The following is a 25,259-nucleotide window of genomic DNA, read 5'->3' as shown; positions in this document are numbered from 1 at the left end:
CCAATGTCGGTGTGTGATGACAGACTTGGACACCCTCGCAACGGCACTGTATGTCAGGATCGACGACACGTTGAAGGCTTCGCCGCATCTGGCACCGTGGCGTCCGGCCGTCGGGATCCCGCCCACGCTCAGTGACGCCGAACTGGTCACTGTCGCGGTGATGTCGGCGCTGCTCGGCTACACCTCGGAGCGGCGGTGGCTGCGGCGCGCCGGCCGGGACTTCCGGCACCTCTTCCCGTACCTGCCTCAGCAGTCTGGCTACAACAAGCGGCTCCGCAACGCATCCGAGCTGGTCACGCATATGATCAGGATGCTGGCGCAGGACACCTGCTGTGGAGTGACGACGTGTGGGTGGTCGACTCCACCCCGGTCGGCTGCGGCTGTTCCCGGGAGACGGCCAAACGCTCGGACCTGGCCGGATGGGCCGAGTACGGCTACTGCGCGTCGCACTCCCGGTACTTCTGGGGCCTGCGGTTGCACCTGGTGTGCACGCTCGGCGGCCTGCCGGTGCTGTTCGCGCTCACCGGAGCCAAAGCCGACGAACGCGAGACGCTGCGCGACATGCTTGACACCGCGCCGGACGTGGTCGCCTGCCACCCGGGCCAGACGATCATCGGGGACAAGAACTACTACGGCCGCGAGTTCGAACACGACCTGACCGAGCGTCGCCTGGTACTGCTGCGACCAGCCCGCAAGGGCGAGCCTGGGCGGGTCGGAGCACACCTGTTCAAGTCGCTGCGGCAGGTCATCGAGTCGATCAACCAGACCTTCAAGGGCCAGCTCGACCTGGAACGACACGGCGGCAAGAGCCCGGCCGGTGTCGTTGCGCGGATCCTGTGCCGGATTTTCGCCCTCACAGCGGTGATCTGGCACAACGACCACACCGAACAGCCGGTCAAAAGGTCGCTGATCGCTTACGACCACTGATCGTGAGACACCCCTTGGACTCATTCATCTAGAGCAGGGAACTGACAGGCCGTGGCCTCACCTTGAGTTGGCCTGCGCGACATCCACCGCTGTAGACGCCCTGCTCACACCCCGGTGATCGTTTTCGGTCACGGCACTAGAGATCTTGGACGGCGCGTAGTGCCTGGTCCACCCGGGCTATGGCCGCAGCATCGACGGGGCCGAGGAGCTTGGCCCCCTCGAACCGGGTGGTCCGCAGTTGCGTGATGTTGACGGCGACCGCGGTGCACGGGATCGGATCGCCGATCACCACCGACATGGCCGTATCGGGGTACCGGCCGCTCTCGTGCAGCACGATCACGAGCACAGCGCCGTACGACTCTTCCAGCCCGGTCAGACTGATGATCAGGACGTTGCGGCCGTCGGGGAGGGCCCAGATCTCACCGCGCTTCACAGGGTGTCGCCCTCGCCCGCCAAGTCGTCGCCGAGACCGAGCGCGGCGAGCTGCTGCGCGGCGTCGAGGGTCGCGGAGCGGCGGGCGGCGCGCACGACGTACGCGTTGACACTCAGGCCGGCCTCGGCAGCGGCTGCCCTGATCGAGGGGGCGAGATCATCGGGGATGCGCAGGGTCATGGTGGTGACAGACATGACTGCAAGAGTAGCCACCGGTTCTCGGTGGCGTAAGTGACCGCTTCTGAACCCCAGGCCGCTGACCTGCCGGAATAGGTATGATTTAGACGTTTCAGGGGAAATATTTGTGTGTGGTGCTTTACGCATGCATGGGTGATCCCTGCCGCCGCCGAGAATGCGCATGCCCGGTGGCGGCAGGGGTGACGGCTGGCACGAGCGCCGGGTTCGCGCCTCGCGCGACCGGGGCCGCGCCCTTTGCCGTCTGTCTCGCGCGAGTGGACGCTGGACGATCATCCATCGGCCACCATGCGGGGTGATGACGTGCCTGTGGGAGTCGTGAAGTGGTTCGACCCTGAACGGGGTGTGGGCCGCATCGTGCAGGACGGCGCAGGGCCGGAGGCCGTGGCGTACCGGTCAGCGGTTCGGGGTCCTGGGGACGGGAGATTGCTCGCGGGCGAGCCGGTGGAGTTCGACCTCACCTTCGACGCCGCGGGCGTCCGCGCGGACAACATCTGCCACGGCAAGGGCGGCGCTGGGGTCAGGCCGGGGTTGCCGGCATAGCGTGGGCCAGTGGTGCGAGGTGTCCGTACAGGCCGCGTGCAGTGCGGCGGCCAGTTCGCGGACCCTGTGCTCGCAGCACCGGCGGGCCGCGGTGACACCGTGGTTGAAGGCCAGACCGGCCGGGCGGGCCTCCCTTGCGCGGATGCGGGAGAAGGCCGGGGACCGGGAGGGCGCCGAAACCCTGGCCCGCCAGGCCGCCGACGCCGGCCACGGCCAATGGCTGGCCAGCCTAGCGCGAATGCGGGAGGAAGCCGGGGACTCGGAGAGCGCCGAAACCCTCTACCGGCAGGCCGCCAACACCGGCCAACCTCACCCCTTCCTCAAGAACAGGTGGCCATACGGACTCGACCCGGACGGTTCACCCACTCCCCCCTGGCTCTGAACAGTCACCCTCCACGCTGAAGGTTGCTGACCAGTTCTGGCTTCTCGCTCTTGCCCTCCTGCACGCCCAGCTAGGGGTAGTTCACTGCGGATTCGGTTCGCCGGCCCCTGCTCGTGAGGCATCTCCATGCGGAGTGATCCGGCTTGCCGCACCGCTCATCCCTCGAGCACCTGGAGGACTGTCGGCGACGGCTGATTCACGCGTCGCCGACAGTTGCAGACCTCGGGTACGGGATCGAAGGCCGCTCGGGCGACAGCACCGGCAGTGCGGCGGGATCGGGCGCGTCTGCGATGTGCCGGCTTCGGTCCTCGAGGGGTGACTGGCGAGTCGCCAGCGAGCCGTGCGGGTGAAGTTCTCCCTCGCGTACGCGGGCGTGGATCTAAGCGCAAAAGTCCAACTTGTCTAACTTTAGTTGGCTCTTGACATGATTTCAGGCGAAGGCCAGGCAACAGGAGAGGGAGGCCGCTGCGGTGTGAGCGGGCCGCCATCCGTTGCGCAGCAGCTGTGCGGCCGTGCCGCCTGCCGGCCGTGCGGGAGTTCGCCTGCAGGCGGCCGGTGTCCCAGCGGGGTTGTCACTGTGGTGCGGCCTCACCGGAGGCGGCCGGCGCGGTTTCGTCGTCGGCGGCCGCGACATCGACGACGACCAGGCCCGGCTCGCTCACGTGCGTGTCGTGGATCGGGTCCATGCACGGCACTACGCCCCGGCGCCCAAAGGAAGTTCCGCCCGTACCGTGTCTTCACCCGACCGAGTGGAGGGCCATCAGGGGCTGTCGCCACCCCAGTCCCAGCAGGCCGGGTTACCCGGACGCGGGTCGTACAGCGCCCGCCCGCCGGGTCCGAACTACCCGACCTCGGTCTGGAGGGAGACGCCCGTGTTCGCGTCCGGCGTCCAGCCGGTGATGTCGAGCAGCAGCCCGTCCAGCGGCCCGCCGACCAGTTCGGCGTAGGCACGGCCGGGGCGCGGGCCCGAGTGAGGGTCGTCGGCATAGTGGCCGTGGACCCGGCCGCGCAGCAGCTGCTCATCGTCGCTGTCCATACGGTCAGCCTCGCAACCCGGGGTGTGGTTCTCCTGCCACGATCCGGACCGCTCGCCCTCGTGCGAGCTGTCGAGGACGCCCGCCGCCGCGGCAAGCTGTCCGGCCGCTGGACTGGATCCCCGAGGTCCACCACCCGCTCGGGAACGGCGAAGCCGTCATCCCCGACGCCCTCCTGTACTACCGGCGCGGTCCCGCCGACGGCGACAACGGGTCAATGCTGCGGGCATTCGTGGAAGTCGACCGGGCCACCATGGACCCCGAACGCCTCGCCGCCAAGCTCACCTCCTACGAGCGTGAAGTGACCGGTGACCGCCGCCCGCGGTGAGGCGGCGGTCACCGCCGGTCCTAACAGGGCCTGACGGACCACACGTAGTACCAGTCCCCGTTGGAGTCCGAGCTGTAGGCGCCCGGGGTGGTGTAGAGCAGGTCGCCGTACTTGCCGTACATACGTGCCTGGCGGCCCTGGGTCTGGTTGTTGATCCATGACCCGCCCCGCCCGAAGTTCATGGCGTAGCTCTGGCAGTAGTACATCTGCTGCTCGGAGCCCTGGTAGTCGGCCTGGCTGTAAGCGCAGAAGTACCCGTTGTAAAGGCTCCCTTGGAGGCAGGGGTCGTAGGCGGGGCGCATGCCAGCGCCGGAGGCGAAGTCCCGTGGGTGGGCTTCTCCGGGGATGGCGACAAGCACCTTCCCCTTGCCGCCCAGGTCGATTTCGTTGAGGGCGACCTGTCTTCCGCCGGTCGCCTTCAGATAACGGTCGACTTCCGACCTCAGCGACTTGGTCTGAGCCTGCGTCAGGTGTGCGGCTCTGGCCTGCTGCGTGAAGGCCTCACCGGTGGGAGCGGCGTGAGCCGTTCCCATGCCGGCCCCGAGCGTGAGCAGCCCGCCGGCCATGACCGCGGCCAGCCCGGCCTTCGCTTTGCTGAGCATCTGCTTTCTCAATGTTCCGCCTTGTGTGTCGTCCCGTTCCAGCGGAGGGTCCGCCGAACTGGTCCCGGGATGGTGTGGACCGCGCGGTCGCCGGGCACCCCCGGTGTCGTGTGCCCGGCGACCGATCCAACCGCGGCGGCCCTGGTCGGCGAGTGGCTGATCCAGCCCTGCCTCCCCGATCCGCCGCGGCGGATACTGATTGGTGCGCCTCACATCGTCCAAGCCGTCCGGGGGGACATGCGATGCATTCAGCTGTGGCTGAAGTCTGGGAACGGATACGGAGGAGCGCGTGCTGAGGGTGCGCTTCACGGCAGAAGACCTCTTACGCGTCCGTGTCGCCACGCATCCGGCACCGTTGATGGAGCTGTCACTGGCCCTGATGACGCTCAAGCGCCGCGATGCCGACGCCGTGTTCGGCCGATGGCGGCACCGTCTGCGGCAGACCCTTCCGGCGCAGGCCCGGCCGATGCTGCAACTGGTCTCCCCCACCGGCGTCGGCCCGCTCTTCCTGGACCCTGTCAGTACGGGCCTCGCCGACGGCCTGAACAAGGTCCGCTCCACCTCACCGGCCTTCGCACTGGCGGAGTTTCAGAGAGTCTGCGGGGCGGGCGTGGCGAGAACCGAATGGATCCGCCGACTCGCCGGCCACGACCAGCAGGCCTGGCAGAGCCTCGAAGAGTCGATCACCGCGGCCTACCACCATGTCCTCGCCGACGCCTGGCCCCGGATCCTAAGCGGCTTCCACGCCGAAGTTGCCTTGCGCACCCGCTTCATGGCCCAACACGGGCTGCTGGCCACCTTGACCAGCCTGTCCCCCGGCATCCGGTGGAACGGCATGACCCTTGAAATCCCCCACTCGCACAACCGCGAGATAGCGCTGGGCGGAGTCGGGGCGGTGCTACTGCCCTCACTGCTGTGGACCGCCCCTCCTCTGGTCGCCGTCCAACGCGACGGTCCGGCACTGCTGGTCTACCCGGCCGTCACCCCACTGCCGCTCCAGGACGCCCCTACCACCGCCGACCCGCTCACCGCACTGCTGGGAACCACCCGCGCCCTGATGCTCCGCCTGCTCACCCGGGAACACACAACCACCGGCCTGGCCCGGGCACTTGACATCACCGCACCTGCCGCCTCCATGCAGACCAGGACCCTGCGTGAAGCCAGACTGATCACCACCCATCGGGAGGGCAAAACGGTCTGGCACTGGTGCACCCCCCTCGGCCTCGACATACTCACCGCGACCCAGCCACCCCTCACGTGACGCGTTCGGCCAGGAGTGCGGGCCGGTGCCCGTTGAGATCGCCGAAGGCGTGCCGTGCGTCGAGGGCGCCGTCCCACAACTTCCCCGACGCCTTGTCCTCCGGCGCGGACACCAGCCGCAGCCACACGGGCGCCCCCGGCCGACCACGGGGCGGCCAGGCGCAGACCGAGGACACCACGCGCTCGGCTTCGCCGTCATGCTCCGGGCACCTCCCCTTCCGCCGTGTCGAGCTGATCAAGCAGCAGATGGACAGCGGTCGCCAGAATCCGGCACGTGACCGCATCGCGCTGTGGTTCGGTGCCGTACTCCTTGAGCCTCCGCCAACTTGAAGTGGCAGGTCAAAGGGCTGGCGTGACTGGTGCTTCGGGGGGTCTATCAAACGAACGGCCCTGTCGCACATTCGGTGGTGACGGAGAGTCGTGCGGGTCGTTGACGTTCCCGCACGCTCGCCGACCGGCCCGCGCCACGCCGGCCGCATACGGCACACCGCTCCCCCGCCCCAGGGCATCAGCACTTCAGCGGGCCATCGGTCGGCGACTCGGCCTTCAACAGGTGTCAGGGCTGCCTTGTGCTGAACCCGGTCATTTCGACGTCGCCGGGGGCGTTGTGTCCGTGGCGGTCGATGACCTCGATGATCCCCTCAGGCGACACCCGAGGATCGCGGGTGACGTGTCCAGCCGCGCACCGGACGATCGCGAGGCCGGCTGCGAGATCGGTGATCAGGCGGTGGCCGGCACGAGCCCGACAGCGCTGGCACTCCAGCGGGAGGCGGCTGAGTCAACCGTCGAAGCACAGCCAGACGGTGCCACCGACGCAGAGGCGCTCGCGATACCAGCTCGCGGTGCCGTCCAGGTCCTCGCGGGCGGCGGTGACCGCCAGGACGACGGCGTCGGTGTCCTCGGCCGGGGCGGGCATGCTGGTGGCGTAGGGGGTGTGGTGGGTGCCGTCTGCGTGGATGGTGCCGGCACGAGCCAGGGCGGCGCCCGAGGCCATGTCCACGGAGACGGCGAGCCACCAGGCCTCCGCGTCGTGCACGATACGAGCCTCATCCCCGTCCGGCGTGATACGGCACTGTCCCACCCGAGCAGCGACGACGCGCTCCGCGACGTCCTGCGCCGATGTCACCACGGCTCCACCGCGACTGCATCGAGGTCGTCGAGCAGTTGCTCGCGGCGGGCGGCCGCCATCGCGAACGCGCGGTCGCTGACGGACGGGTACGGACAGCCGTGGCCGGCGGCGTCCTGGACATGGTGCTCAACAACCGTCCGCGCAGCTGCCTGTACCGCGGACCACTGCGTAGTGCCGTACGCGGCGAGCAGCTGCTCTCGCTCCCCGCCGCCCAGTTCGTCGGCGGGACAGGCCTGAAGAGCAGACAGCGGGTGAGTGTCCAGCGTGGTGAGCAGGCTGTCCTGTCCGGCGGAAGCCGCCAGGGGCAGGGAGGCGATTTGCGCGCCGCCCACCCCGGCGTCGGCCGCGAGCGCGTGCACCGCGGCCGCCAGGAGCACCGCCGCCCACCCCGGCGTCGGCCGCGAGCGCGTGCACCGCGGCCGCCAGGAGCACCGCCGTCTCCTGGGCGGCCGGCTGCGGCTCCTGGTCGTCCTGCGGCAGGTGCCACCCGACCAGCTCTGCGGCGGCCGACAGGCAGTACTCCCAGGTCGTACGGGGCGGGCGCGGGCTCGTCATGGCGCGACCGTACCCCACACGGCCCAGACACGGTCACCCCGAACGCGGGCCGACAGGGCCCGGGATGGGCAGCCTCTCCAGGTCGGGGCGGGTGTACCCGATCGGCCGGTGGCCCCGAGAGCCGGGCTGCCGTGAAGGCCGTCTAGGATCCGGCCGTGACAGAGGTCCCCGATGAGTTGATCGAGTAGCCGAGGGGGATCTCACCCCTCGGCTCTCACGGAACCGTGCGTAAAAGTCTCCCGTTACACGGCTCTTGTCGTTCTGACCATCAGATCAAGCAGGCGACAGCGGTCAGGCGCCAATGCGCGAACATGCGTGGGTACCGCTGCGCGATCTCCCCGAGCTTCGCGAGCGCTTTGCGGTAGCCTGCGAGCCGTTTGTACTTCCGGCGGATCCAACGCACCAGGTAGGCGTTGATGCGCATCAGGAAGGCGATCAGCTCCCACGGGCGGAATCGTCCGTAGTAGTTGATCCAGCCCCCGACCACAGGGTTGATCCTGCGGGCGAGGTCTGTGAAGGAACTTCCGGTGTGGATGTGCAGTTGCCACGAACGCACTTCCCGACCGATCCGGGTCAGGGCCTGCCTGCTGATGGCCGGCTCGAACGACAGGAACTGCTTGCCGTGCCGATTCCGGTTCTTCCTGGGCCGGAACGTGTACCCGAGGAACGTGAACGACGTGTGCTCATAGGAGCCGCGCCGGTACGAGTCCTTGCAGTAGACGATCCGGGTCTTGTCCGGGTGCAGCTGCAACCCGACCTCGACCAACCTGTCCCTGAGCGAGGCCAGCACCTGCCGGGCCTGGCGCTCGGTGACGCAGTGCAGTACCGCGTCGTCCGCATAGCGCTCGAACCAGATGCCCGGGAACTCCCGTGCCATCCAGGCGTCGAACGCGTAGTGCAGGAACAGGTTCGCCAGGACGGGAGACACCGGGGCCCCTTGCGGGGTCCCGCGGTCCCGTTCCAGCAGGGAGCCGTCGGGCATGACGAGCGGGGCGGTGAGCCACCGGCGCACGTACAACTTCACCCATACGGCATCAGTGTGAGCCTCCACCGCCTTGACCAGCAGGTCCCAGGGCACGCTGTCGAAGAACTTGGCGATGTCGAACTCCACCACCCAGTCCCGCTTCCAGCAACGCTCCCGGCACCTTTCCACCGCATCCAAGGCAGACCGTCCAGGCCGGTATCCGTAGCTGTCCGGGTGGAAAACAGTCTCCACCCTTCTCACTAGATGCCGGGAAACCACGGTCTGAGCCACACGATCGGCGACAGTGGGAATGCCGAGCATTCTCGTGCCACCTCCATGCGGCTTGGGGATCTCCACCGCGCGCACCGGTGGCGGAAAGTATGAGCCCGACGACATGCGATTCCAGACCTTGTAGAGGTTGCTCCTCAGGTCCTTCTCGAATTCGTCGATGCTCTGCCCATCCACGCCGGATGCGCCCCTATTTGCCTTGACTTCCTCCCATGCCTCCTTGACTTCCCACTTCGAAATATCAAACGGCTTGACCTGAGACTTCAACTGGTCCATCGCACTCCTCCCGGGCTCTCGCCCGGTTGATGTGATCAACTCAGCCACGAACGACCCGGCCCCTTCGCTCCACCCCCATTACAGGGGCTTCATCACTACTACGGACCGGTCTGCCAGCAGGCGCCGCATCGGTACTCGACCCCTTACGGTGTCCGCCGCTTGGGGCACTCCCTCTCCCCCGACCTGCGTCAGGGCGTATCAGCGCCTGCCTTCTCCTGTTCCATGCGAGAGCCGCAGACCGGACTCACGTCGCCTCCATGCCGGACACCACCTGGCCAATAGACAGGCACCCGCCAGGCTCATCCCGGAACTCATGATCCGCCCCGGTTTTGATGTCGTCTGGTTCCATTTCGACACGTCAGCAGCGATTCACTTGCGTTCGTCTTTCCGGTCCCCACCTGACGCCTCCTACGGCGCCTTTTCCTCATCGCTCACCACGACAGTCTTCAGCTAACGCAGCATGAGGCAGTTTGAAGCCTCCCCCCGCAGGGCGGCTTCGAAGGGCCACAAAACCTTCATCTCTCACACAGCACCATTTCCGGAAACTGCTCCTACATCCAACTTCCTTCCATGTTCAGGACACACATCAAGCTGGAACGATCCGCCGAGGAAGAACGCGCGAAGCTCGCGGGCCTGGTCGGCCAGGAGTACAACCTGCAGTGGGCGCGCTGGCTCAAGGCGTCCGAGGCCGCGCAGGGGGCCGTCACCGCACACGCTGAGGCGTCCGGGGAGAACCGCTACGAGCTGGAGCAGGCCGTGAAACGGGCGGTCCGGCACGCCACGGAGGACCCCGCCGAATAAGAGGTGGCGCGGAAAGGGGTGCGGTCATGGTCGGCGGTTCGGGCGTTCGTCCCAGCGGTGAGTTATCCATGCTCGCCGGATCAGGCTGCGCACGGTGATGATCGTGTCGGTGAGGTCGAAGAATGCATTGACGACGGGGGCGCGCCGCTCGTAGCAGCGGGCGAGCCGGCGGAAGGCGTTCTGCCATGCATGGGTGCGTTCGACGTGCCAGCGCTGACTGGCCTGGATGGGCGCCTTCTCGCCTTTGTGCGCGATGCGGCCGCGCAGGCCGCGGTCGTCGAGCATCGTGCGGGTCTTGTTCGAGTCGTAGCCGGCGTCCAGGTGGACGGTGACCTCGTCGGGCAACGGACCCAGGTCGTTCAGGCGGTCCAGGGTCGGGGCGAGCAGCGGGGAGTCATGGCAGTTGGCGCCGGCCAGAACACGACCCAGTGGAATGCCGTATCCGTCCGTCATGCCCGAGCGTTTCAGGCCCTGTTTGCCGCGGTCGACCGGGGAACGCCCGGCCACCTCACCGCCTCCTGGAGCTTTGGTTATGGAGCCGTCTACGGCGATCTGGTCGAGGACGAGACCGACAATCCGGTCGTAGGCGTCGAGCGCGATCTGCTTGAGTCGGGCGAAGACGCCCAGTCGTATCCATTCGTCGCGGCGGCTGCGGATCGTGGTGGCCGAGCAGGTTGTGTCGGCGATCGCCTCGTAAGAACAGCCGAAGCGCAGCAGTTGCAGCATCTTGTCGAAGATGATCCGGTCGCTGATACGTCGGCGGTGGCAGCCAAGTGGATGGTCCGGGTGGTATTCCGGCCGCTCGGGCAGCAGGACCGCGAATTGGTCCCAGAGCGGCTCGGTCAGCCATGCCGGAAGCGCAGGCACGGGTCTCCTCGGTGATCACGGAGCGTCAGCAACTCCATGATCAACGGGACCTGTGCCCGCTCGGCTACCTACCCTTCCCAACCGCGCCTATCCGCGCGGCCGAACAGCGTTGTCAAGCTTACGGCTACTTGCGCCATCCACTCCCCTGCCCGCCGTTTCCGGCGCTTCAGCCGGTCGTGTTCCCGACAGGCCCGGCGAACCAGGGTGGTCGACCTGACCACTCGACAACGCGCCTGCCGGCAATGGCTGAGGAACTCTTCCCACGGAGCCTCTGCGCACGGATGGCGAGAGCTTGGGCACTCAGATGCTGTTGGCGATGCGCTCGTGGTCCCGTTCGCCCTCGCGGGTCTGGATACCAGCGGCGAGCAGCTTGTGGGCGAGCTCGGTGACCTCATCGCCGAACGCCGCGAACAGGCCCTCGTTCTCAACGGCATACGCCGCATGAGGGACCGGAGGCGCGACCGCGTCGACCGCAGCCTTCGTGATGGAGATCACCTCCGGCCGGAGGCCGGCGATCCGTCGGGCGAGGGTGTCGACGAAGGAATCGAGTTCTGCGGCGGGCAGGGCACGGTTGATCAGGCCATACCGTTCCGCGAGCTCCGCGCCCACGAGCTCGGCGCCGAGGATGAGCTCCAGCGCGCGGGCCCTTCCTGCCAGGCGCGTCATGTTCACCGTGCCGCCGCCTCCAGGGAGGATCCCCATCAAGGACTCCGGCTGCCCCTGCCCCGACTTGCCGATCGCCGCGAATCGCATGTCCAGGTACATGAAGAACTCGTTGCCCGCGCCGCGCGCGAAGCCCGCCAGCTTGCCGATGGTGACCTGCGGCAGCGAGCGGACCTCCTCGCTCATCGCCTGGAGGATGTTCAGGCCCTCGGGAATGGTCGAGTTCGGTGCGGCCGCGATCGCAGCGCGAGTGGCTGCAGGCAGCGCGTCAGGGTCGGTGAGGTAGGCCATGTCACCGTGCGCGACGAAGAACTCCGGGTCAGCGCTCTCGAAGACGATGACGCGGATGTCGGCGTCGTCCCGCACGCGCGCGACGAATGCCCGGAGTGACGGCAGGAGGACCCCGTCCATCAGATTGAGCGGCGGGTGATCGATTGTCACCGTCGCGACCCCGTCCGAGACGTCGATGGTCAGGGCGGGAAGGTCTTCGTAGCTCATGAGGTGGCTCCATGTCGCGGTAAGAGACGGCCCGTGACCGGGCCGCCGCCTGGGGGCAGTGTCGCGAAGCTCGGCATCGCGCCTGACACTGAGTATCAGACTAGAAACCTGTATCCGAAGAAGCAAACGAGTGTGTCGGAGTACACTCGTCCCCATGAGCGCAGCGCCAGTCGGTACCCGTGAGATCAGCCGCCACGCGGTGCGAGCAGAGCTGGCCCGCGTCGCGTTCAACCGGTTCTGCCTCACCGGCTTCAACCAGGTCACCTTCGCCGACCTCTCCGAAGCCGCCGGAGTGTCGCGGAGCACCTTCCTGCGCTACTTCGGCACCAAGGAAGACGTGGTCCTGTTCGTCTTCGACCCTGTCGGTGACGTCATCACAGACGCGCTCGATGCCGAGCGGGCCAACCAGGACGACTGGAGCAGGCTGCGCAACGCCCTGGAGTCAGCCGTGAGGTTCCTCGTGCGCGACGTCCAGGAACTCGTGACGATCCTCGGTCTCATCGAGCAGACCCCAGCCCTGTGCGCACGCCTCCGCGAGAAGCAGGCTGAATGGCGACCAGAGATCGTCGCCCGACTGCAGAAGACAACCTCCTCGACCGACGGGTCATCGGTCATCGCCAACGTACGCGTAGCGGCGGCGCTCGAAATCTTGTGGATCGTCCTCGGGCAATGGAGTGCGAGCGACGGCCAAGAGGACCTCGGCAACCTGCTGGACGCTGCGTTCGCCGCCTTCTCGACCCCGGCACGCCAGCAGACGGACGCTCCGTTGTAAAGGGCCGAGGCGGCGGCTTCCTCGGCGGTGCCGAAGCGGCCGAAAGGAGTGATCGCCCCGGCGGCGGTGATCGCGTCGTCGGAGTCCAGCCCCGGCCGCGAGTCCAGGAGTGGGGTGTCGATCCGGCCGAAGCGGACGGTGTCCACGCCCAGCCGTGCGGGGCCGCCGAGGCCCCCACAGCACCTATCTGCGCGACCTCTAAGCCAGGGCGGTGGGTCAGCGTGTCGACAGACGGTACTCGCCGGCCGGCGGCGCGATCTGGTGCAGGGCTGCCGTCATGGGCTCGACGGTCGTCACGATGGTGACCGTGCCGTCGAGGAGTTGCCACTCGAACTGCGTCAGCGGTCGCGACGGGACGGCGGGGCCCACTTCGAAGCAGCGCCGGTCGAGCTGCTTCCGTGCGCGGTCGCGGCTCGGGTACGGGCGGTGGGCCATGGCGTCGCCTCCTTGATCTCCGTCAGGATGGCAGACGCTCACGGTTCCTCGGGCCAGGTCGTCAACGCGCCGCCTGAAAGGGGCATGCCTACGCTGGGGGTGTGGGCGTGCGGATGTCGTGGGCGTGGGAGGTGGACGGGATGGCGGGCGCCGATTTCGCGACCGTCGACGATGCCGCCACGGCCATGGCCGAGAGCGTGGAACTGGCGGCCAGCCACTTCGGGACGGACCGGCAGCGAGAAGTGGTCCGGTCGTGCGTGCTCCCCATGGGTGCCCGTATGCGTACCGAGGGAGCCCGTACCCTCGCGGACGGCCACGGGTGGTTCTGTGAGTGTGAGGGCCTGTACGTGCGAATGAACCCCGAGGAAGGATGACGGGCCGCCTCGCCCTGAGCGGCAGGGTCAGTCCGCCTCTGGCCACTCTGCCAACGTCTCGCTGGTCTCCTCGTCGGTGAGGGTGACCTGTGGGTCCGGCATGCTGCTGTACTCCCGGGCCCACGTGTCGAAGTTCCGACGCCCGGTTTTCTCCTCATGCCACCAGCCGTGCTGTACCGGTCGGCCGCCGGTGGCGAGCAGGAGGTGGTAGCGGCCGGCGCGCGTCACCTGAGCCGGATCCCGCGCCAGCGGTGAGGGTTGCGGACGATGGCGCCCTTCGCTGCCAGCTCGGCCAGCTGGTAGTGCACGGATGCCCGGGAACGCATGCCGACCGCCTCGCCGATCTCCGCCATGGTTGGTGCTTCCCCGCGGTCGGCGATGGCTTGCCGGATGTGGCGGAGGATGCGCTCCTGGGTGTCGGTGAGGTGGTCTACGCGGTGCATACTGAGATTAGAGCGCATGTTCGATTTTCTGGGCAAGGCGAGACACGCCAGCGCAGTGCAGAGGAAAACCCAAGTGCACGACGATCACCCGCCGACCCGCCTCGACATGCTGCGGTTCGCCCGCCGCGTCGTCGAGCAGCAGACCGCGCGGCAGCTGGCCCTGATCGACCGGTGGATCGCCGACGAGGAACGGCGGGAGCGCGAGCGCCGGCAAGGCGAGCAGAGCCGGCCGCCGGAGCCGGAGTGGCTGATCCAGTACGGGCTCAACCGCAGCAACGTCGACGCCGTGCACACCGGCAGCTGCTGGACGGCGGCCACGAGCGGGCGGTGCCGGCCGGCGACCCGGCAGCAGGTACTCGACGCGCTACGGCGCGAGGTGCCGGCATGCCCCCACTGCCGGCCGGACACCGCACTCGGCATCCTGGACTAGCGTCGGAGCAGTCAGGCGCTGCGCGGGCGGCGGCCTGTCGACTTCTTGGCGGTCGTCTTCTTCGCCGTGGTCTTCTTGGCCGGCTGCTTTTTCGCGGGCGCCTTCTTCTTCGGCTTCGGCAGCTCGTGCACTTCGGCCGGACCGGTCTTCTCACCCCGGGACGCCTTGGCCTGCTGCACGGAGGCGTTCAGCGCGGCCATGAGGTCGAGGACCTGGGCCGGTTGCTCCGGTTCGGGCACCTTGGGGAGCGGCTGCTCCTCCCGCTTAGCCTCGATGATCTGGCCGAGCGCCTCGGTGTACCGGTCGGTGAACTCCTCGCCCTCAAGGGCGTCGACCGTCATGGTGTCCATCAGGGCGAGCGCGCCCTCGATCTCCTCCTCCGACACTTCCGTCGGCGCGGGGAGCAGCTCGGTGGGATCGCGAATTTCATCTGGCCACAGCAATTCCTGAAGAACCATGGCGTCGCCGCGTACGCGGAGCACGCCCAGCCTCTCCCGGCCGCTCCATGCATACTTCGCGATGGCCACCCGGCGAGAGCGGCGCAACGCTTCGACCAGGAGCTTGTACGGCTTGGCGGCGACCTGCCCGCCGGCGGCCAGGTAGTACCCGGCGCCCATGCGGATCGGGTCGATGTCCTCCAACGGCACGAAGGCGTCGATCTCGATGGCCTTCGCCGTCGGCAGCGGCAGGTTGCTCAGTTCCTCGTCCGTGATCGGGATGAGCCGGTCCCGGGTCAGTTCGTACCCCTTGCCGATCTCGGACTGGTCGACCTCGCGGTCCTCCAGCTCGCACACCTTCCGGTAGCGGACCCGGCCCATGTCCTCGAGGTGGTACTGGTGGAAACGGATCGAGTGGTCCTCGGTCGCGCTCACCACATTGATCGGCACGGTCACCAGGCCAAAGCTGATGGCTCCTGACCATATGGTTCGGGGCATCGGTAAACCTCCGTGATAGCCCCGAGCACCATCAGACTACGGACGGTGCTGGTGTCCCGCATGCGCGCTCCCGGCGCGCGTCGCACCCTGGCAGCATGACCGAGATCCCGCAGGTCGTCGTCTACCCGCCGGCCGACGACGGCGGCAGACGCGTCCGCGTCGGCAGCCGGTTCGTGGGCATGGCCTACACGCTGTACGACATCGTCGAGTTCCTGAACCGGACCGGCTCACAAGACCTCGATCCGGAGGACGTGGCGAGCGCGGACTGGGTGGAGTGGCGGGGCTCCGGGCCTGACGTGTGGGCGCCGCCGGGGTAATGGAGGGCAAGTTCACGAGATGGCAAGGACGTTCAGGCCAGACGCGGAGTTCCGGTGGGAGAAGCCCGGTGCCGTGGTGAAGCGCCGTAGTCAGGGTGTGTCGCCGAAGTAGTAGAAGCGGCAGCTGATACCCGGGCCCGGGGTGCGGGGCTCGCCGGAACGCGGGTCGTACAGGGCGCGGCCGCCGGGCCACCGTGACAGCTCGGTGGACAGGGCCACGCCGTCGTCGACTTCCTCCGGCCGCCACCCGGTGATGTCCAGCAGCAGCCCGTCCAGCGGACCGCCGACCAGTGCGGCGTACGTCCGGTGCGGACGCGGGCCCGGGTTGGGGTCGTCGTGCTCCGCGCCGTAGACCCGGCCGTTCAGCAGCTGCTCATCGCCGTTCATCCGACCAAGCGTTGCACCCGCCACCGACAACGCGGGCTTGCCCAGCATCGCCTGGGCTTGCCCGCGTGGTCGGTCGCCGCGGCTTGCCCGGGTCAGGTGCGGAAGCGGGAGAGCCAGCCGCCGGCCTTCTGCGCGGCGGCAGCCTGTTCCTCTGCCTCCTGGCGCAGGCGCTCCTGCTCCTGACGCTCGCGTTCGTCGGCTTCGGCCTGCGCCTCGGCTGCGACGGCCCGGCCCTGGCAGTCCTCGCATAGGTGCGGATGCGACTCGCGCTCGCCCCAGCCACGGGTGTAGCCGATCGCCTCCCATCGGGCATCGGTGAACTTCTGCCCGCAGTCCTTGCACACCGGCCGCCGCGCCTCCCGCTCCGCGGCCTCCCGCTCCTCACGGCGCCGCTGCTCTTCCCGAGCGGCCTGACGGCGGTGGGCGAGGTAGGTGTCCCGGCGGGCGTTGCCGATCGCGTCCAGCAGCGGCTGGCGGTGGTCCCGGCCGAAGCGCCAGAAGGCGGGCCCGACCGGGCCGTGTGCGCGCAGCTCCTGCAGCGTGGTCGCCACGATCGGGATGCAGCGGTCGTAGGAGTGGTAGCCGCCCTCGGGATGCCACCGCCCCTGCCAGTGGTGGCGGGTGAGGTCGGCGACCCGGGCCATCTGGCTCTTGGCGGAGCGCTGGCCGACCTGGTGGAAGACGAGCAGGACCGGCGGGTGCACCCGCTCGTACTCATCACAGGCGGGTGCGGACCAGCGGGTGCGCCACAGCGGCTTCTCGATGCCGTCGGTGTCCTTCTCCTGCCTCTGGAAGAACCGGGCGTACTTGTCGAACTTCTGGGCGATGAGGACGGCTTCCTCGGTGCAGTTGTCGGCCTCGATGAACAGCAGCGGCACCCCGGCCTCCGGGGCGGTCAGGACGACGTCGGCGCGGGCGCTGCCGATCGCGGGGTTCTTCCAGGTGCCCTTCACCGGGAGCGCGACCTCGGTGGCGTAGGAAGGGCTTGCCCGCCATCAGGCTCGCCCTCCCGTCGTCCGCGACCGGCCAGCGGCCGGGCGCCGGCCCCCGGCCGTGGAGGGGACCGGGCCCCCGAACCTGACGATCTCCCCCTGTGGAAGCCACCGTGCCCACTCATCCCCAGCGGCGGCCCCGCACGGAGCGCCACGGGTTCGGCCGGCCACCGGGGTACTGCCGTGAGCGGGAGCGGCGCCGGACGGGCGGCGGCTTCGGCGACGGGTACAGCGCCGCGCGCAGCCGGGCCGCGTCGGCGAGCTGCTCCAGGCGCTCGCGCTGCTCCGGCGAGAGGTGCGGCAAGGTCGGGTAGACCATCGGGGCCTCCGTGCTTGGGTGGGTTCGCTCCCCTGCACCTTCGCCGTCTCCGTCGCCCGCAGGGGCGCTCGCGCGGCCCGCGTCCCGACAGGCGCTCCAGCGACTTCGTCCGTCGTCCCGTGAGACGGGCACGAGGGCTCCGGGGCCCTCGAGGAAGCGAATGCGCTGGCGCCCACGGACATCTGGTCCGTGGGCGCCAGCGGGGTCAGCGGTCGGCGGTCAGCTCGCCATCATGGCCTGGAGGTCGCTGAGCGACAGCTCGTTCGTGCCACGGTCCGCCGCCTTGCTCTGCGTCCACGCGAGGATCGCCGGGTGGGCGTCCTCGTACTGGGCGCCGACGGTCGTGTGCTGCCCGTCGGTGGTGGCGACCTGGGTGAGGTAGGCGGCCAGGGCGTGCGGGCCGCCGCCGTTGTACCCGATCTCGTAGCCCAGGCCGTTCCTCTGCGGAAGGAGCGAGAGCACGCCCTTGTCCGTCCGGGCCCAGAACAGACCGCGGCCGGTGTAGAAGCGGCTGAAGACGTCGTCCGGTCGCAGTTCGAGCGGGGCGTACGTCGTGTAGCTCCACTGGTCCGTGCCGCCTTCGCGTCGTTGTTTGAAGTGCTGGCCGACGACGGGCAGCCCGTACTCGGGGTCGTAGAAGGTCCGGCGGCACATGCAGCCCGAGCCGTTGCTTGCCAACGGGCTGTTGGGGTCCTCCGTGACGCACGGGTGGAACAGGCCCGGGATCTCCTTCGACCCCACGAGGGTGCAGTGCAGCGCGTTCGGCTCGCACCGCGCCAGCCTGCCCAGCCACTCCTGGAAGTGTGGTGTCACGGCCTGCTGCGCCTCGATGTCCAGCACTGCGTTCAGCGACGACGTGACGGCGCCGCGCTGGGGCTCGGTGTAGAGGACGAAGTTCAGGTAGCCCTTCGTCGGATCGGTCAGGTTCAGATCGCGGGCCTCGTAGGGCAACGTGGCGCTCCAATGCGGGTGCCTGGCGGCCGGGGCGCGGCCGCGGGAACGGGGTGCCAACGCCCCGATTCTCATTCCGGCTCCCGCAGGCTCGCGGGTGAAGTCGCAGATCGGCCATGCTCTGGCCGGTTGCATCCCTCACCGCTCACGGCCCGCTCCCCTGCCGTGGTCAGGCCGGTTCGTGTGGTGCTGCTGCTGGTCGGCGGGCTTGACCACGTCGGCCGGCTGCTCGGGCTTCGGCCGGGCCTCGAAGGCGCGACGGCGGGCATTGGCCGTGCGGGTGAAGGCGGCGAGCCGTTCCAGGTTCTCCGGTGTGCGCAGCCACGTCGCCGGGTCGGTCGTACGGCCCTCGAGGTGCTCCTCGGGCATCGCGCCCTGCTGGTGGGCCTGAACGGCGGCGGCCCGCTGCGCTGGGGTGAGCACGGCATCCCGGCCTGGCTGGTCGACGGCGTGCGGCGGGTCTGACGCCTGATCGTGGTGGTCTTCCGTGTGCCCGGCGGCCGGGGCGTCGTCCCGTGCGGCGGCGGGCGGGGTACGGGCGGCGCGGATCGCGTTCTGCACGGCGAGGCTGGCGACCCGGGCCCGCTCGTACCGGCTCGACTCGCGGGGCGGATTGCCGTCGGCGCCGGCGATCCACCAGCGATCGGGCTCGGTGAAGTCGGCGGTATAGAAGAGCTGGTCGGTGGCCGGGGCCCGGCGGCCGGGCTGGGGAGCGGTGGTCTGGCGGGAGTGGTCGGACAGGGCGCGGCCTGCGATGTAGTCGTCCAGGCCGCGCGTGAACTCCTGGCCGCGCAGGGTCTCCAGCAGGTGCCGGCGGGCTTCGGCCAGGACGTGGCGGCGGGCGAATTTGCTGCGCACGGTGGAGACGACCGCGGCGACGTCGACGGCGGCGAGTACGGCATCGACGTGCGGGTCGACCCGGGCCCGGATCGCCGCCCCCGCCGCGCGGCAGCGTCGAAGAAGCCCGCCGATCATCTGCTTGCCGAACTTCAGGAGCGCGGACGCCCGCCACCATGCGAGCAGCTGCTTCAACGGGCGCGGGGTCTTCTTCTCGGGGCGGGTGTCCTGCGCCGCCTGCCACCCGAGGCCGTGGCGGGCTTTCTCGCCGGGCAGCCGCCCGTGTTCCTGCGCGTACTTGTAGGTGAGGCCCTCCAGGACGTCCTCGATCCGCTGGCGGCGGGTGGAGGACCAGTCGATGAGCTCCGAGTCGACACCGGCTATCTCCATGACGGGGCGCAGGCCCGGCGTCACCTCCCGGGGCACCGTCGCCAGTCCCAGCTCCTCACACGCCTCGGTCGTCATCGCGAGGGTGTAGAGCGTCCCGGCCGCCACCACATGCCGGTAGAGCCGGGTCGTGTCCAGCGCGCCCCACACCGGCTCGCCGTTGTCGTCCAGCGCTGCACGCGGTTGAGGATCAGGCAGTGGTCGTGCAGGAGCGGGAAGCCGTCCCGGTTGTCGAAGTGCCGGAACGCCGCGACCACGAGGGCCGGCGTCTTCGCGCGGCCGCGGCCCGAGGACCACCGGGTCTCCGCGACCTCATCCTCCAGCCAGCGCAGCACCTTGGCGATGGCCCGGTCGTGCGCCCGCTCGATGATCCGGCGCGTCCTGTCGTCTCCCAGCGCCCACAGCACGATCAGGGACGCCTGCGGCCGGAAGGTGAAGTCGAGGGCGAGCAGCGGGGTCTGCTTGCGGGCCTCGATCTCTTCGATCGGCTGCCCGAGCACGGTGGCCAGCCGTGCCGTGGCCGGGTCGACGCCGTCGTCCAGGAGGTGCCGCTCGATGCGGTCGGCGTCCGGGTGCCGGCCCTGTCCGAACAGCAGCTCCATCTGCCGCTCGGACACTTCCGCGCCCTCGATGAGCCCGAGCGCGTCCAGGCCGCGCCCCACCCACCTCCCCGGCGGGAGGCCGGCCATCTCCTGGGCGTCCTTCAGCGACTGGCCGACCGGACGGCGGCCGTCCCCGAACGCGACTCCCCGCACGTAGTACCGCCACGCGTTACGCCTCTGAACCTTCGCGACACTGATCATCCCCACAGGGGACACCAGCTCTGACCTGCGAAAAAGCGCGATCCCGTGGGGCGGGAGAGTTCACCGGAACTTCACGGCCGATCCCGCACGGCGGGCGTCGGCGGCAAGGCCGTGCCCGCCCGGCGGGCACCATCGGGGCCATGCAAATGCTGCGCGGCGACCAGCCACACAAACCTACGCCGCCACTTCTACGAGGTCGTCTTCGAGACGGCCGTGCCACTTGAGTCGGACACGACCCGCATCTGTCAAGTCGGAAGGAGAACTCAGGCCCAGCCAGGGGCAGTTGTGCTAGCTTCGGGGCAATCTCAGACCGAGCTCAGCGCCCGGTCTGTCCGCGCCCTGGGCGGCCCGGCTCCGTGCTGGGGTGCCAGGAAGGTTTCCACAGAACCGTGCCCGCCTCCGACACGGGCGGCCGGGGAGTGGATTCGAACACGCAGGCATGTGGGCCTGCATGCACCACCCTGTAAGAAGCCCCCGGGAGCTGATCCCGGTCTGAGTTCTTGGTGTCGGCGGGAAGTCAGTTCTGCCCACGCACAGCGTGGTCGAACTGAGCCTGCCTCCTACCGGTTCGACCACCATCAAGAAAGGTCGGCCGGTGAGCAACTCAGCAGTACTCACGCTCCTTGCAGGCGCAGGTGTCATCTCCGTTCTCCTGTTCGCTGTCCGAGGCATCCTGGAGCAGTTGCCTGATGTCCTCCGGTCATGGCAACGGGTCCGTAAGGCCTGGCGCGACACGGCGTCCAATGATGACCAGCCCGCTCCGTGACGCACGGCGGCACCGCAGAAGCGCGGTGACAACCACCACCCCTGGCATCCGCCGGTGGCTTCATGCTTCCTGGAGCTGTCGCCGTGCCCACGCACAACTCTTGCCCCACTTCACCGCCAGCCTGGCCCGCTCCCCCCGAACAGAGTCACCAGTCCCTGGCCGGGAGGTCCCACAGGAAGCTGAGCGGCCCACTCCCTGACGAGTGAGCCGCTCAGCTTCCGCGAGTAGGCGCTGCATGGAGGATGTCCCGCCTCCTCTGCTGTGAGGAAAGCGAGTGCCACTGCAGCTTGTCAGCTGGCTTCGGCCGCGAGCTGCTCGATCGACCGCACCATCTCGGCGTACCGGACGGGGTCCCGTCGGATCGCCTTCTCGTTCAGGAACCGAACCAGATCGAAGAAGTGGTCGTTGTTTTGCACCTTCGCGTCCAAGAGCATCGCCAAGGGCCCGGGCTCGTCATACGGAACTTTCCGGAGCGCCCGCTCTTCGCTAGCGCTTCCGTCCGGGACGGCCTGGGCCGACGGGTCCGTCCTCGGCTCAGGGATCGTGTCCGAGTCAGGCATGACGGGGCTCGGCCCCGTCATGCCGGTGTCCGGGGTGATAACTGAGTTATCACCAGCCAGATCCATGGCTTCTTCCGTCGGCTCGGTGCCGGGGGTGATAACTGAGTTATCACCCTTCGGAGCGGCCTTCGCCGCCTTCTTCGCGGCAGCACGCTGTTGCTTCTTCTCTGCGTCGACCCGCGCCCGCCGGTCTGCTTCTTCCCGCTGCTGCTCGTGTGGGAGCGTCGAGAGGTTCCGCACGTGGGAGACGAGCCGTTGCCCTGTAGCCAGGTCGGCCTGGAGTTCTGGGCTGAGTTCCAGGAGGGACAACTTCTGGCTGATCAGGGGCTGGCTCATCGTCAGGCGCTTGGCTGCCTTGTGCTGGGAGCCGTAGTGATCGACGAGGCGCTTCAGCGCCTGAGCTTCCTCAAGCTCTGTCAGGCCCTTGCGCTGGGCGTTGGCGATGAAGGCGGCCTCAAGGAGGGACTCATCCGTAGAGGCGAACTCGTTGCCAAGGATCACCTTTATCTCTGGCAGTCCGGCCTCACGCGCTGCTTTCAGGCGGCAGTTGCCGTCGACGACGACGTACTTGGCGCCTTCCTCCAGATCGTCGCGCCGTTCGGGCCGGTCAGCCAGGTAGGCGTCGACCGTGGCGACGGTGATGGCCACGATCTGCCCGACCTCGGTCATGCTGTCGCGGAGCTCCGACACATCCCCGATCTCATCGCGCGGGTTGTCCGGGTTGTAGCTGATCTCTGAAGTGGGGACCTTGGGCGTCTCCGGGGGCAGGGGATCGCCCATCACATCCGAGATCATCTGGCCCCGACGACTTCGCCCGCCAAAGGACGGTGCACCGACGCGGTCGGCCGCAGTCTGGCGGTTACTCACACGAACTCCCGAACGATCCGACGGATGACCTTGGCCTGCTGGCTGTTGGGGGCGTAGGAGAGCAAGGCCTTCTTGTTACGCACGGCTTCCCTCTGGTCCTTCAGCCGTGCGATCACGCCGATGACGCGTGGCTCTCCAACAGCCCTCCACGCGTTGAGTGATGAGGTGACGACGTAGCCGTCGCGGGCGTCGTACAGGTTGACGACGAGGCCGAGGTGGTCGACCTCGATGTTCCAGTCCGCCTGCCCGTCGTCGATCTGCTCGATGAGGAGTTCGAAAGCGTCGGCGGAGGAGTCTTCCGCCTGCACGGGGACGAGTACGCCGGAGTTGTTGGGTTCTTCGTCCGGCCGCCGGCGTCCGTAATAGATGGCGGCGTCCATCCCGACTCCGAGGCTGGGTGGGCAGTCGATGACGATGGCGTCGTACTCGGCTTCGAGGGGCTTCAGTACCCGCTCAAGGGTGGCCTGCCGGTTGCGGTCTGTGGAGATCATGATGTCGAGCAGGAAGGCATCGGCACATGAGGGCAGCACGTCCAGTCGGCCACCGAAGCGGTCGTCAGCCACAGTGACGATGAGGTCCTTGGCGGACCCCTGCTGGACAGTGCCTGCCATGTACTTGGCCAGACTGGGCTGTTTCGCTGGGATCTGCGGGATTCCAAGTTGGCTGGTCAGGTGTCCCTGAGGGTCGTAGTCCACAAGCAGGACGCGCAGTCCGAGACCGGGGTGGACCTCGTCCAGGTCTTGGATCTGGACGTCATCGAGATCGACGTCTGCTGCTTCCAGATCCTCGAGCAGGGTCATCTTCTGAGAGGCAACGAGCACCTTCAGGTCGCTGCCTTCAGCGCAGGCCGCCGCGACGCCGGCGGCGACCGCGGTCTTCCCGACGCCGCCCTTCTGGTTGCAGACGATGATGCGGCGGGTGTAGCGGCGAGCAGGCGGAGTGGCGTTCTCGGCCAGCCAGAGCGACACGGACTGTGCAAGGCCTTGGACCTGCGGGATCTTCCGCTGCGAACAGGTCTCCTTCAGTTCTGCCCACTGCCCCGCGGGGAGCCAGGTTGACCAGGCCCGGCCGGTGGCCGTGTCGACGGAATCGAGGTCCTCTCAGTTATCACCCCCGAGAACACGGCAAGCGCCTCAAGGCGCGCGGGTGTGGCTGATTGTCCCGTCTCACTCAATCGAGTCGTTTTCTCAACGAACCGAGTCGTTCGGGCGTCTGTCTCAGCGAACCTAGTCGCCCGGCTGAGTGCGCTGAGGGTGCTGGATGGCCGTACCGGCTCGGGTGGATCTGGAGGGGCCGTTCCTAGCTGGGGCCTCAGTCGCAATGGGCGACCGAGTCGGGAGCGGCGTCGAGCGCATCGAGCACTGCGTCGCCGTTCGCCCTCGCCCACTCGGTCAGCATGTGGATCGGATCGATCAGCGTCGCCCCGAGCGGGGTGAGCTCGTACTCGACGCGGGGCGGCACCTCGGCGTAGGCGTGGCGGCGGATGAGTCCGTGCGCCTGGAGCCGTCGGAGCGTCTGGGTGAGCATCTTGCGGGAGATGCCGCCGATCAGCTCGATCAGCTCGCCATGGCGTACCGGGCCCTCGCTGAGACCGTAGAGCACGACCACCGTCCACTTGTCGGCGATCAGTTCGACCGCCAGACGCGCCGGACAGTCGGCGAGAAAGGGATCACCGGGACCGAAACCGCTCATGGCGCCCAAGGTACCTGCGCCACAGGTACGTGCTGGTTCCTATCGGAAACCTAGCCTGGGCTCTCTTCTCCCCTCCAAAGCCAGGAGAGTCATGCGAGTCATCACCCAGCAGACGCTCGGCGGTCCCGAGGTGCTCACCATCGTGGACGCGCCCGAGCCCCAACCCCTTCCGACCGAGGTTCTCGTCCGCGTCAAGGCGATCGGGCTGAACCCGCTGGAGGCGCGCCTGCGTGCCGGCGAGTTCCCGCTGCTCGGCCGGCCGCCGTTCATCCTCGGCTGGGACATCAGCGGCGTGGTCGAGGAGGCGCCGCAGACGTGGCGGTTCAGGCCCGGCGACGAGGTGTTCGGGATGCCGCTGTTCCCGCGGGCGGCGAGCGCGTACGCCGAGGTAGTGTCGGCGCCGGCGGTGCACCTGGCACGCAAGCCGGCGTCGCTCTCGCACGTCGAGGCGGCGGCGCTGCCGATCGTCGGGCTGACGGCGTGGCAGGGCCTCGTCGACCTCGGCGGCGTGAGCGAGGGCGACCGCGTCCTGGTCCACGGCGGTGGTGGCGGGGTCGGGCACGTCGCCGTCCAGATCGCAAAGGCGCTCGGCGCGCACGTGATCGCGACCGCGGGCGGGAGCAAGCGGAAGTTCGTCGAGGGGTTCGGCGCCGACGAGGTGATCGACTACACGGCGGTCGACTTCACCGCAGCGGTGCGCGATATCGACGTCGTGCTCGACACGATCGGGGGCGACACCGTCGAGCGGTCGCTCGTAGTGCTCCGGCCGGGCGGTCACCTGGTGACGGCGGTCGCCGAGGAGGATTCGGAGCTCATCGCCAAGTACGAGGCGGCCGGCATGCGCTTCAGTGGCATCGCGGTCGACCAGGATCCGGTCGCCCTGCGAGGGCTCGTCGAACTCGTCGAACAGGGCAGGCTCCGGGTCCACGTGCAGGAGACGTTCCCGTTCGAGCGCGTCGCCGACGCGCACCGGCTGCTCGACGGCGGTCACCTCCAGGGCAAGCTCGTCCTCACCGTCTGATCCCGTCGTGAGGCCTCGCGTGAGCGAGGCCCCCCACTGAGATGTCCTCCGAATCCTCACGGGTTGGCTCCGGCCTTTCGCCTCAACCAACCGCGTCGGCCTGTCTCATCCAACTCAGTCCACGCAGGTCACCGTCATGCGGACGACTAACTTCGTTGAGACAGGACACTGATGTCCTGTCCAGGTGATGTGTAGGCAGTCCCGGACTTCCGTGGGCATATGCGGCG

The 25,259-nt window shown here is 68.5% G+C and carries 32 protein-coding genes and 3 pseudogenes; 11 read left to right on the top strand and 24 right to left on the bottom strand.

Annotated elements, in window-relative coordinates:
* Window positions 1–13: 13 nt before the first annotated feature.
* Window positions 14–927 (top strand): annotated as a pseudogene (locus A6P39_RS44130) (IS982 family transposase).
* A 136-nt stretch (window positions 928–1,063) separates the two neighbouring features.
* On the opposite strand, the gene A6P39_RS44125 reads toward A6P39_RS44130, so the two are convergent.
* A complete protein-coding gene (locus A6P39_RS44125) occupies window positions 1,064–1,360 on the bottom strand; it encodes a hypothetical protein (RefSeq protein ID WP_158916575.1) in 297 nt (98 codons plus the stop codon).
* Entirely contained in the window at window positions 1,357–1,554 is a 198-nt protein-coding gene (locus A6P39_RS44120) for a toxin-antitoxin system HicB family antitoxin (protein WP_233273129.1), read from the bottom strand. The genes A6P39_RS44125 and A6P39_RS44120 overlap by 4 nt, the downstream gene beginning before the upstream one ends.
* A 303-nt stretch (window positions 1,555–1,857) precedes the next feature.
* Here A6P39_RS44120 and A6P39_RS44115 point away from each other — a divergent pair, with 303 nt between their 5' ends.
* Window positions 1,858–2,097 (top strand): cold-shock protein, encoded by a 240-nt coding sequence (locus tag A6P39_RS44115; RefSeq protein WP_158916577.1) that lies wholly within the window; start codon window positions 1,858–1,860, stop codon window positions 2,095–2,097.
* Between the two features lie 142 nt (window positions 2,098–2,239).
* Window positions 2,240–2,479 carry a hypothetical protein gene (locus A6P39_RS44110; protein ID WP_275884162.1) on the top strand — a complete coding sequence of 80 codons (240 nt, stop codon included), beginning with the start codon at window positions 2,240–2,242 and terminating at the stop codon, window positions 2,477–2,479.
* Between the two features lie 605 nt (window positions 2,480–3,084).
* Here the strand turns inward: A6P39_RS44110 and A6P39_RS44105 are convergent.
* Both A6P39_RS44105 and A6P39_RS44100 read right to left on the bottom strand, forming a co-directional pair.
* Window positions 3,085–3,165: pseudogene (locus A6P39_RS44105) on the bottom strand (DUF6207 family protein); the annotation flags it as partial.
* Window positions 3,166–3,239: 74 nt separating this feature from the next.
* Window positions 3,240–3,515 (bottom strand): annotated as a pseudogene (locus tag A6P39_RS44100) (hypothetical protein).
* A 41-nt stretch (window positions 3,516–3,556) separates the two neighbouring features.
* Between A6P39_RS44100 and A6P39_RS44095 the strand changes: the two are divergent.
* Window positions 3,557–3,841: a replication-relaxation family protein gene (locus tag A6P39_RS44095; RefSeq protein WP_331454239.1), complete on the top strand. Its 285-nt coding sequence runs from the start codon at window positions 3,557–3,559 to the stop codon at window positions 3,839–3,841.
* 20 nt (window positions 3,842–3,861) lie between these two features.
* On the opposite strand, the gene A6P39_RS44090 is transcribed toward A6P39_RS44095, so the two are convergent.
* Window positions 3,862–4,443: a peptidase inhibitor family I36 protein gene (locus A6P39_RS44090; RefSeq protein WP_275884160.1), complete on the bottom strand. Its 582-nt coding sequence runs from the start codon at window positions 4,441–4,443 to the stop codon at window positions 3,862–3,864.
* 358 nt (window positions 4,444–4,801) lie between these two features.
* Between A6P39_RS44090 and A6P39_RS44085 the strand changes: the two genes are divergently transcribed.
* Complete coding sequence (locus tag A6P39_RS44085) at window positions 4,802–5,704, top strand: ArsR/SmtB family transcription factor (protein ID WP_275884159.1); 903 nt, start codon at window positions 4,802–4,804, stop codon at window positions 5,702–5,704.
* On the opposite strand, the gene A6P39_RS44080 is transcribed toward A6P39_RS44085, so the two are convergent.
* The 4 genes from A6P39_RS44080 to ltrA form a co-directional block, all read right to left on the bottom strand.
* Window positions 5,697–5,882, bottom strand: a complete 186-nt coding sequence (locus A6P39_RS44080) for a hypothetical protein (RefSeq protein WP_275884158.1) — start codon at window positions 5,880–5,882, stop codon at window positions 5,697–5,699. The genes A6P39_RS44085 and A6P39_RS44080 overlap by 8 nt on opposite strands.
* Before the next feature lie 599 nt (window positions 5,883–6,481).
* Window positions 6,482–6,829: a hypothetical protein gene (locus tag A6P39_RS44075; RefSeq protein ID WP_275884157.1), complete on the bottom strand. Its 348-nt coding sequence runs from the start codon at window positions 6,827–6,829 to the stop codon at window positions 6,482–6,484.
* Window positions 6,826–7,209, bottom strand: a complete 384-nt coding sequence (locus A6P39_RS44070; protein ID WP_275884156.1) for a hypothetical protein — start codon at window positions 7,207–7,209, stop codon at window positions 6,826–6,828. The genes A6P39_RS44075 and A6P39_RS44070 overlap by 4 nt, the downstream gene beginning before the upstream one ends.
* A 446-nt stretch (window positions 7,210–7,655) precedes the next feature.
* Window positions 7,656–8,915: a group II intron reverse transcriptase/maturase gene (gene ltrA, locus A6P39_RS44065; protein ID WP_158916677.1), complete on the bottom strand. Its 1,260-nt coding sequence runs from the start codon at window positions 8,913–8,915 to the stop codon at window positions 7,656–7,658.
* A 570-nt stretch (window positions 8,916–9,485) separates the two neighbouring features.
* On the opposite strand from ltrA, the gene A6P39_RS44060 reads away from it, so the two are divergent.
* Entirely contained in the window at window positions 9,486–9,716 is a 231-nt protein-coding gene (locus A6P39_RS44060; protein WP_275884155.1) for a hypothetical protein, read from the top strand.
* A gap of 24 nt (window positions 9,717–9,740) precedes the next feature.
* Here A6P39_RS44060 and A6P39_RS44055 read toward each other — a convergent pair whose 3' ends face one another.
* Both A6P39_RS44055 and A6P39_RS44050 read right to left on the bottom strand, forming a co-directional pair.
* Window positions 9,741–10,583 (bottom strand): IS5 family transposase, encoded by an 843-nt coding sequence (locus tag A6P39_RS44055; protein WP_275884154.1) that lies wholly within the window; start codon window positions 10,581–10,583, stop codon window positions 9,741–9,743.
* A 300-nt stretch (window positions 10,584–10,883) separates the two neighbouring features.
* Complete coding sequence (locus A6P39_RS44050) at window positions 10,884–11,744, bottom strand: enoyl-CoA hydratase/isomerase family protein (protein ID WP_158916987.1); 861 nt, start codon at window positions 11,742–11,744, stop codon at window positions 10,884–10,886.
* A 154-nt stretch (window positions 11,745–11,898) separates the two neighbouring features.
* On the opposite strand from A6P39_RS44050, the gene A6P39_RS44045 reads away from it, so the two are divergent.
* Window positions 11,899–12,516: a TetR/AcrR family transcriptional regulator gene (locus tag A6P39_RS44045; RefSeq protein ID WP_275884153.1), complete on the top strand. Its 618-nt coding sequence runs from the start codon at window positions 11,899–11,901 to the stop codon at window positions 12,514–12,516.
* 216 nt (window positions 12,517–12,732) lie between these two features.
* Here the strand turns inward: A6P39_RS44045 and A6P39_RS44040 are convergent, their stop codons facing one another.
* Entirely contained in the window at window positions 12,733–12,951 is a 219-nt protein-coding gene (locus A6P39_RS44040; protein ID WP_275884152.1) for a hypothetical protein, read from the bottom strand.
* Window positions 12,952–13,052: 101 nt separating this feature from the next.
* Here A6P39_RS44040 and A6P39_RS44035 point away from each other — a divergent pair, with 101 nt between their 5' ends.
* Window positions 13,053–13,325 carry a hypothetical protein gene (locus A6P39_RS44035; RefSeq protein ID WP_275884151.1) on the top strand — a complete coding sequence of 91 codons (273 nt, stop codon included), beginning with the start codon at window positions 13,053–13,055 and terminating at the stop codon, window positions 13,323–13,325.
* A 27-nt stretch (window positions 13,326–13,352) separates the two neighbouring features.
* Here the strand turns inward: A6P39_RS44035 and A6P39_RS44030 are convergent, their stop codons facing one another.
* Together A6P39_RS44030 and A6P39_RS44025 are read right to left on the bottom strand one after the other, a co-directional pair.
* Window positions 13,353–13,553, bottom strand: coding sequence for a hypothetical protein (locus A6P39_RS44030; RefSeq protein ID WP_275884150.1), 201 nt, complete (start codon window positions 13,551–13,553; stop codon window positions 13,353–13,355).
* Complete coding sequence (locus A6P39_RS44025; RefSeq protein WP_275884149.1) at window positions 13,550–13,768, bottom strand: LexA family protein; 219 nt, start codon at window positions 13,766–13,768, stop codon at window positions 13,550–13,552. Before A6P39_RS44025 ends, A6P39_RS44030 begins: the two co-directional genes overlap by 4 nt.
* Window positions 13,769–13,874: 106 nt before the next feature.
* On the opposite strand from A6P39_RS44025, the gene A6P39_RS44020 reads away from it, so the two are divergent.
* A complete protein-coding gene (locus A6P39_RS44020) occupies window positions 13,875–14,198 on the top strand; it encodes a DUF6233 domain-containing protein (protein WP_275884415.1) in 324 nt (107 codons plus the stop codon).
* Between the two features lie 11 nt (window positions 14,199–14,209).
* On the opposite strand, the gene ku is transcribed toward A6P39_RS44020, so the two are convergent.
* Window positions 14,210–15,133, bottom strand: coding sequence for a non-homologous end joining protein Ku (gene ku, locus A6P39_RS44015; RefSeq protein WP_275884148.1), 924 nt, complete (start codon window positions 15,131–15,133; stop codon window positions 14,210–14,212).
* A 95-nt stretch (window positions 15,134–15,228) separates the two neighbouring features.
* On the opposite strand from ku, the gene A6P39_RS44010 reads away from it, so the two are divergent.
* Window positions 15,229–15,450 carry a hypothetical protein gene (locus A6P39_RS44010; RefSeq protein ID WP_275884147.1) on the top strand — a complete coding sequence of 74 codons (222 nt, stop codon included), beginning with the start codon at window positions 15,229–15,231 and terminating at the stop codon, window positions 15,448–15,450.
* Window positions 15,451–15,540: 90 nt separating this feature from the next.
* On the opposite strand, the gene A6P39_RS44005 is transcribed toward A6P39_RS44010, so the two are convergent.
* The 9 genes from A6P39_RS44005 to A6P39_RS43965 all read right to left on the bottom strand — a co-directional run bounded on the left by A6P39_RS44005 (window position 15,541) and on the right by A6P39_RS43965 (window position 24,011).
* The gene (locus A6P39_RS44005) at window positions 15,541–15,837 is read right to left on the bottom strand and encodes a hypothetical protein (RefSeq protein WP_275884146.1); all 297 of its coding nucleotides are present in this window, start codon (window positions 15,835–15,837) and stop codon (window positions 15,541–15,543) included.
* 92 nt (window positions 15,838–15,929) lie between these two features.
* Window positions 15,930–16,790, bottom strand: a complete 861-nt coding sequence (locus tag A6P39_RS44000) for a replication-relaxation family protein (RefSeq protein ID WP_275884145.1) — start codon at window positions 16,788–16,790, stop codon at window positions 15,930–15,932.
* Between the two features lie 160 nt (window positions 16,791–16,950).
* Window positions 16,951–17,148, bottom strand: a complete 198-nt coding sequence (locus tag A6P39_RS43995; protein WP_275884144.1) for a hypothetical protein — start codon at window positions 17,146–17,148, stop codon at window positions 16,951–16,953.
* Between the two features lie 219 nt (window positions 17,149–17,367).
* Window positions 17,368–18,159 carry a hypothetical protein gene (locus A6P39_RS43990; protein WP_275884143.1) on the bottom strand — a complete coding sequence of 264 codons (792 nt, stop codon included), beginning with the start codon at window positions 18,157–18,159 and terminating at the stop codon, window positions 17,368–17,370.
* Between the two features lie 78 nt (window positions 18,160–18,237).
* Complete coding sequence (locus tag A6P39_RS43985; RefSeq protein ID WP_275884142.1) at window positions 18,238–19,473, bottom strand: relaxase domain-containing protein; 1,236 nt, start codon at window positions 19,471–19,473, stop codon at window positions 18,238–18,240.
* Window positions 19,398–20,126, bottom strand: a complete 729-nt coding sequence (gene mobF / locus A6P39_RS43980; RefSeq protein WP_275884141.1) for a MobF family relaxase — start codon at window positions 20,124–20,126, stop codon at window positions 19,398–19,400. Before mobF ends, A6P39_RS43985 begins: the two co-directional genes overlap by 76 nt.
* Window positions 20,127–21,182: 1,056 nt before the next feature.
* On the bottom strand, window positions 21,183–22,319 hold the full coding sequence (locus A6P39_RS43975; RefSeq protein WP_275884140.1) for a ParB/RepB/Spo0J family partition protein: 1,137 nt from the start codon (window positions 22,317–22,319) through the stop codon (window positions 21,183–21,185).
* The gene (locus tag A6P39_RS43970) at window positions 22,316–23,287 is read right to left on the bottom strand and encodes a ParA family protein (RefSeq protein ID WP_275884139.1); all 972 of its coding nucleotides are present in this window, start codon (window positions 23,285–23,287) and stop codon (window positions 22,316–22,318) included. The genes A6P39_RS43975 and A6P39_RS43970 overlap by 4 nt, the downstream gene beginning before the upstream one ends.
* 343 nt (window positions 23,288–23,630) lie before the next feature.
* The gene (locus A6P39_RS43965) at window positions 23,631–24,011 is read right to left on the bottom strand and encodes a winged helix-turn-helix transcriptional regulator (RefSeq protein WP_275884138.1); all 381 of its coding nucleotides are present in this window, start codon (window positions 24,009–24,011) and stop codon (window positions 23,631–23,633) included.
* A gap of 91 nt (window positions 24,012–24,102) precedes the next feature.
* On the opposite strand from A6P39_RS43965, the gene A6P39_RS43960 reads away from it, so the two are divergent.
* On the top strand, window positions 24,103–25,032 hold the full coding sequence (locus A6P39_RS43960) for an NADP-dependent oxidoreductase (RefSeq protein WP_275884137.1): 930 nt from the start codon (window positions 24,103–24,105) through the stop codon (window positions 25,030–25,032).
* The last annotated feature ends 227 nt before the right edge of the window (window positions 25,033–25,259 follow it).

This window comes from Streptomyces sp. FXJ1.172 (genome assembly GCF_001636945.3).
GTDB lineage: Bacteria > Actinomycetota > Actinomycetes > Streptomycetales > Streptomycetaceae > Streptomyces.
Note: the sequence above shows the minus strand (reverse complement) of the source record. Positions and strands in the feature narration are given on the sequence as shown.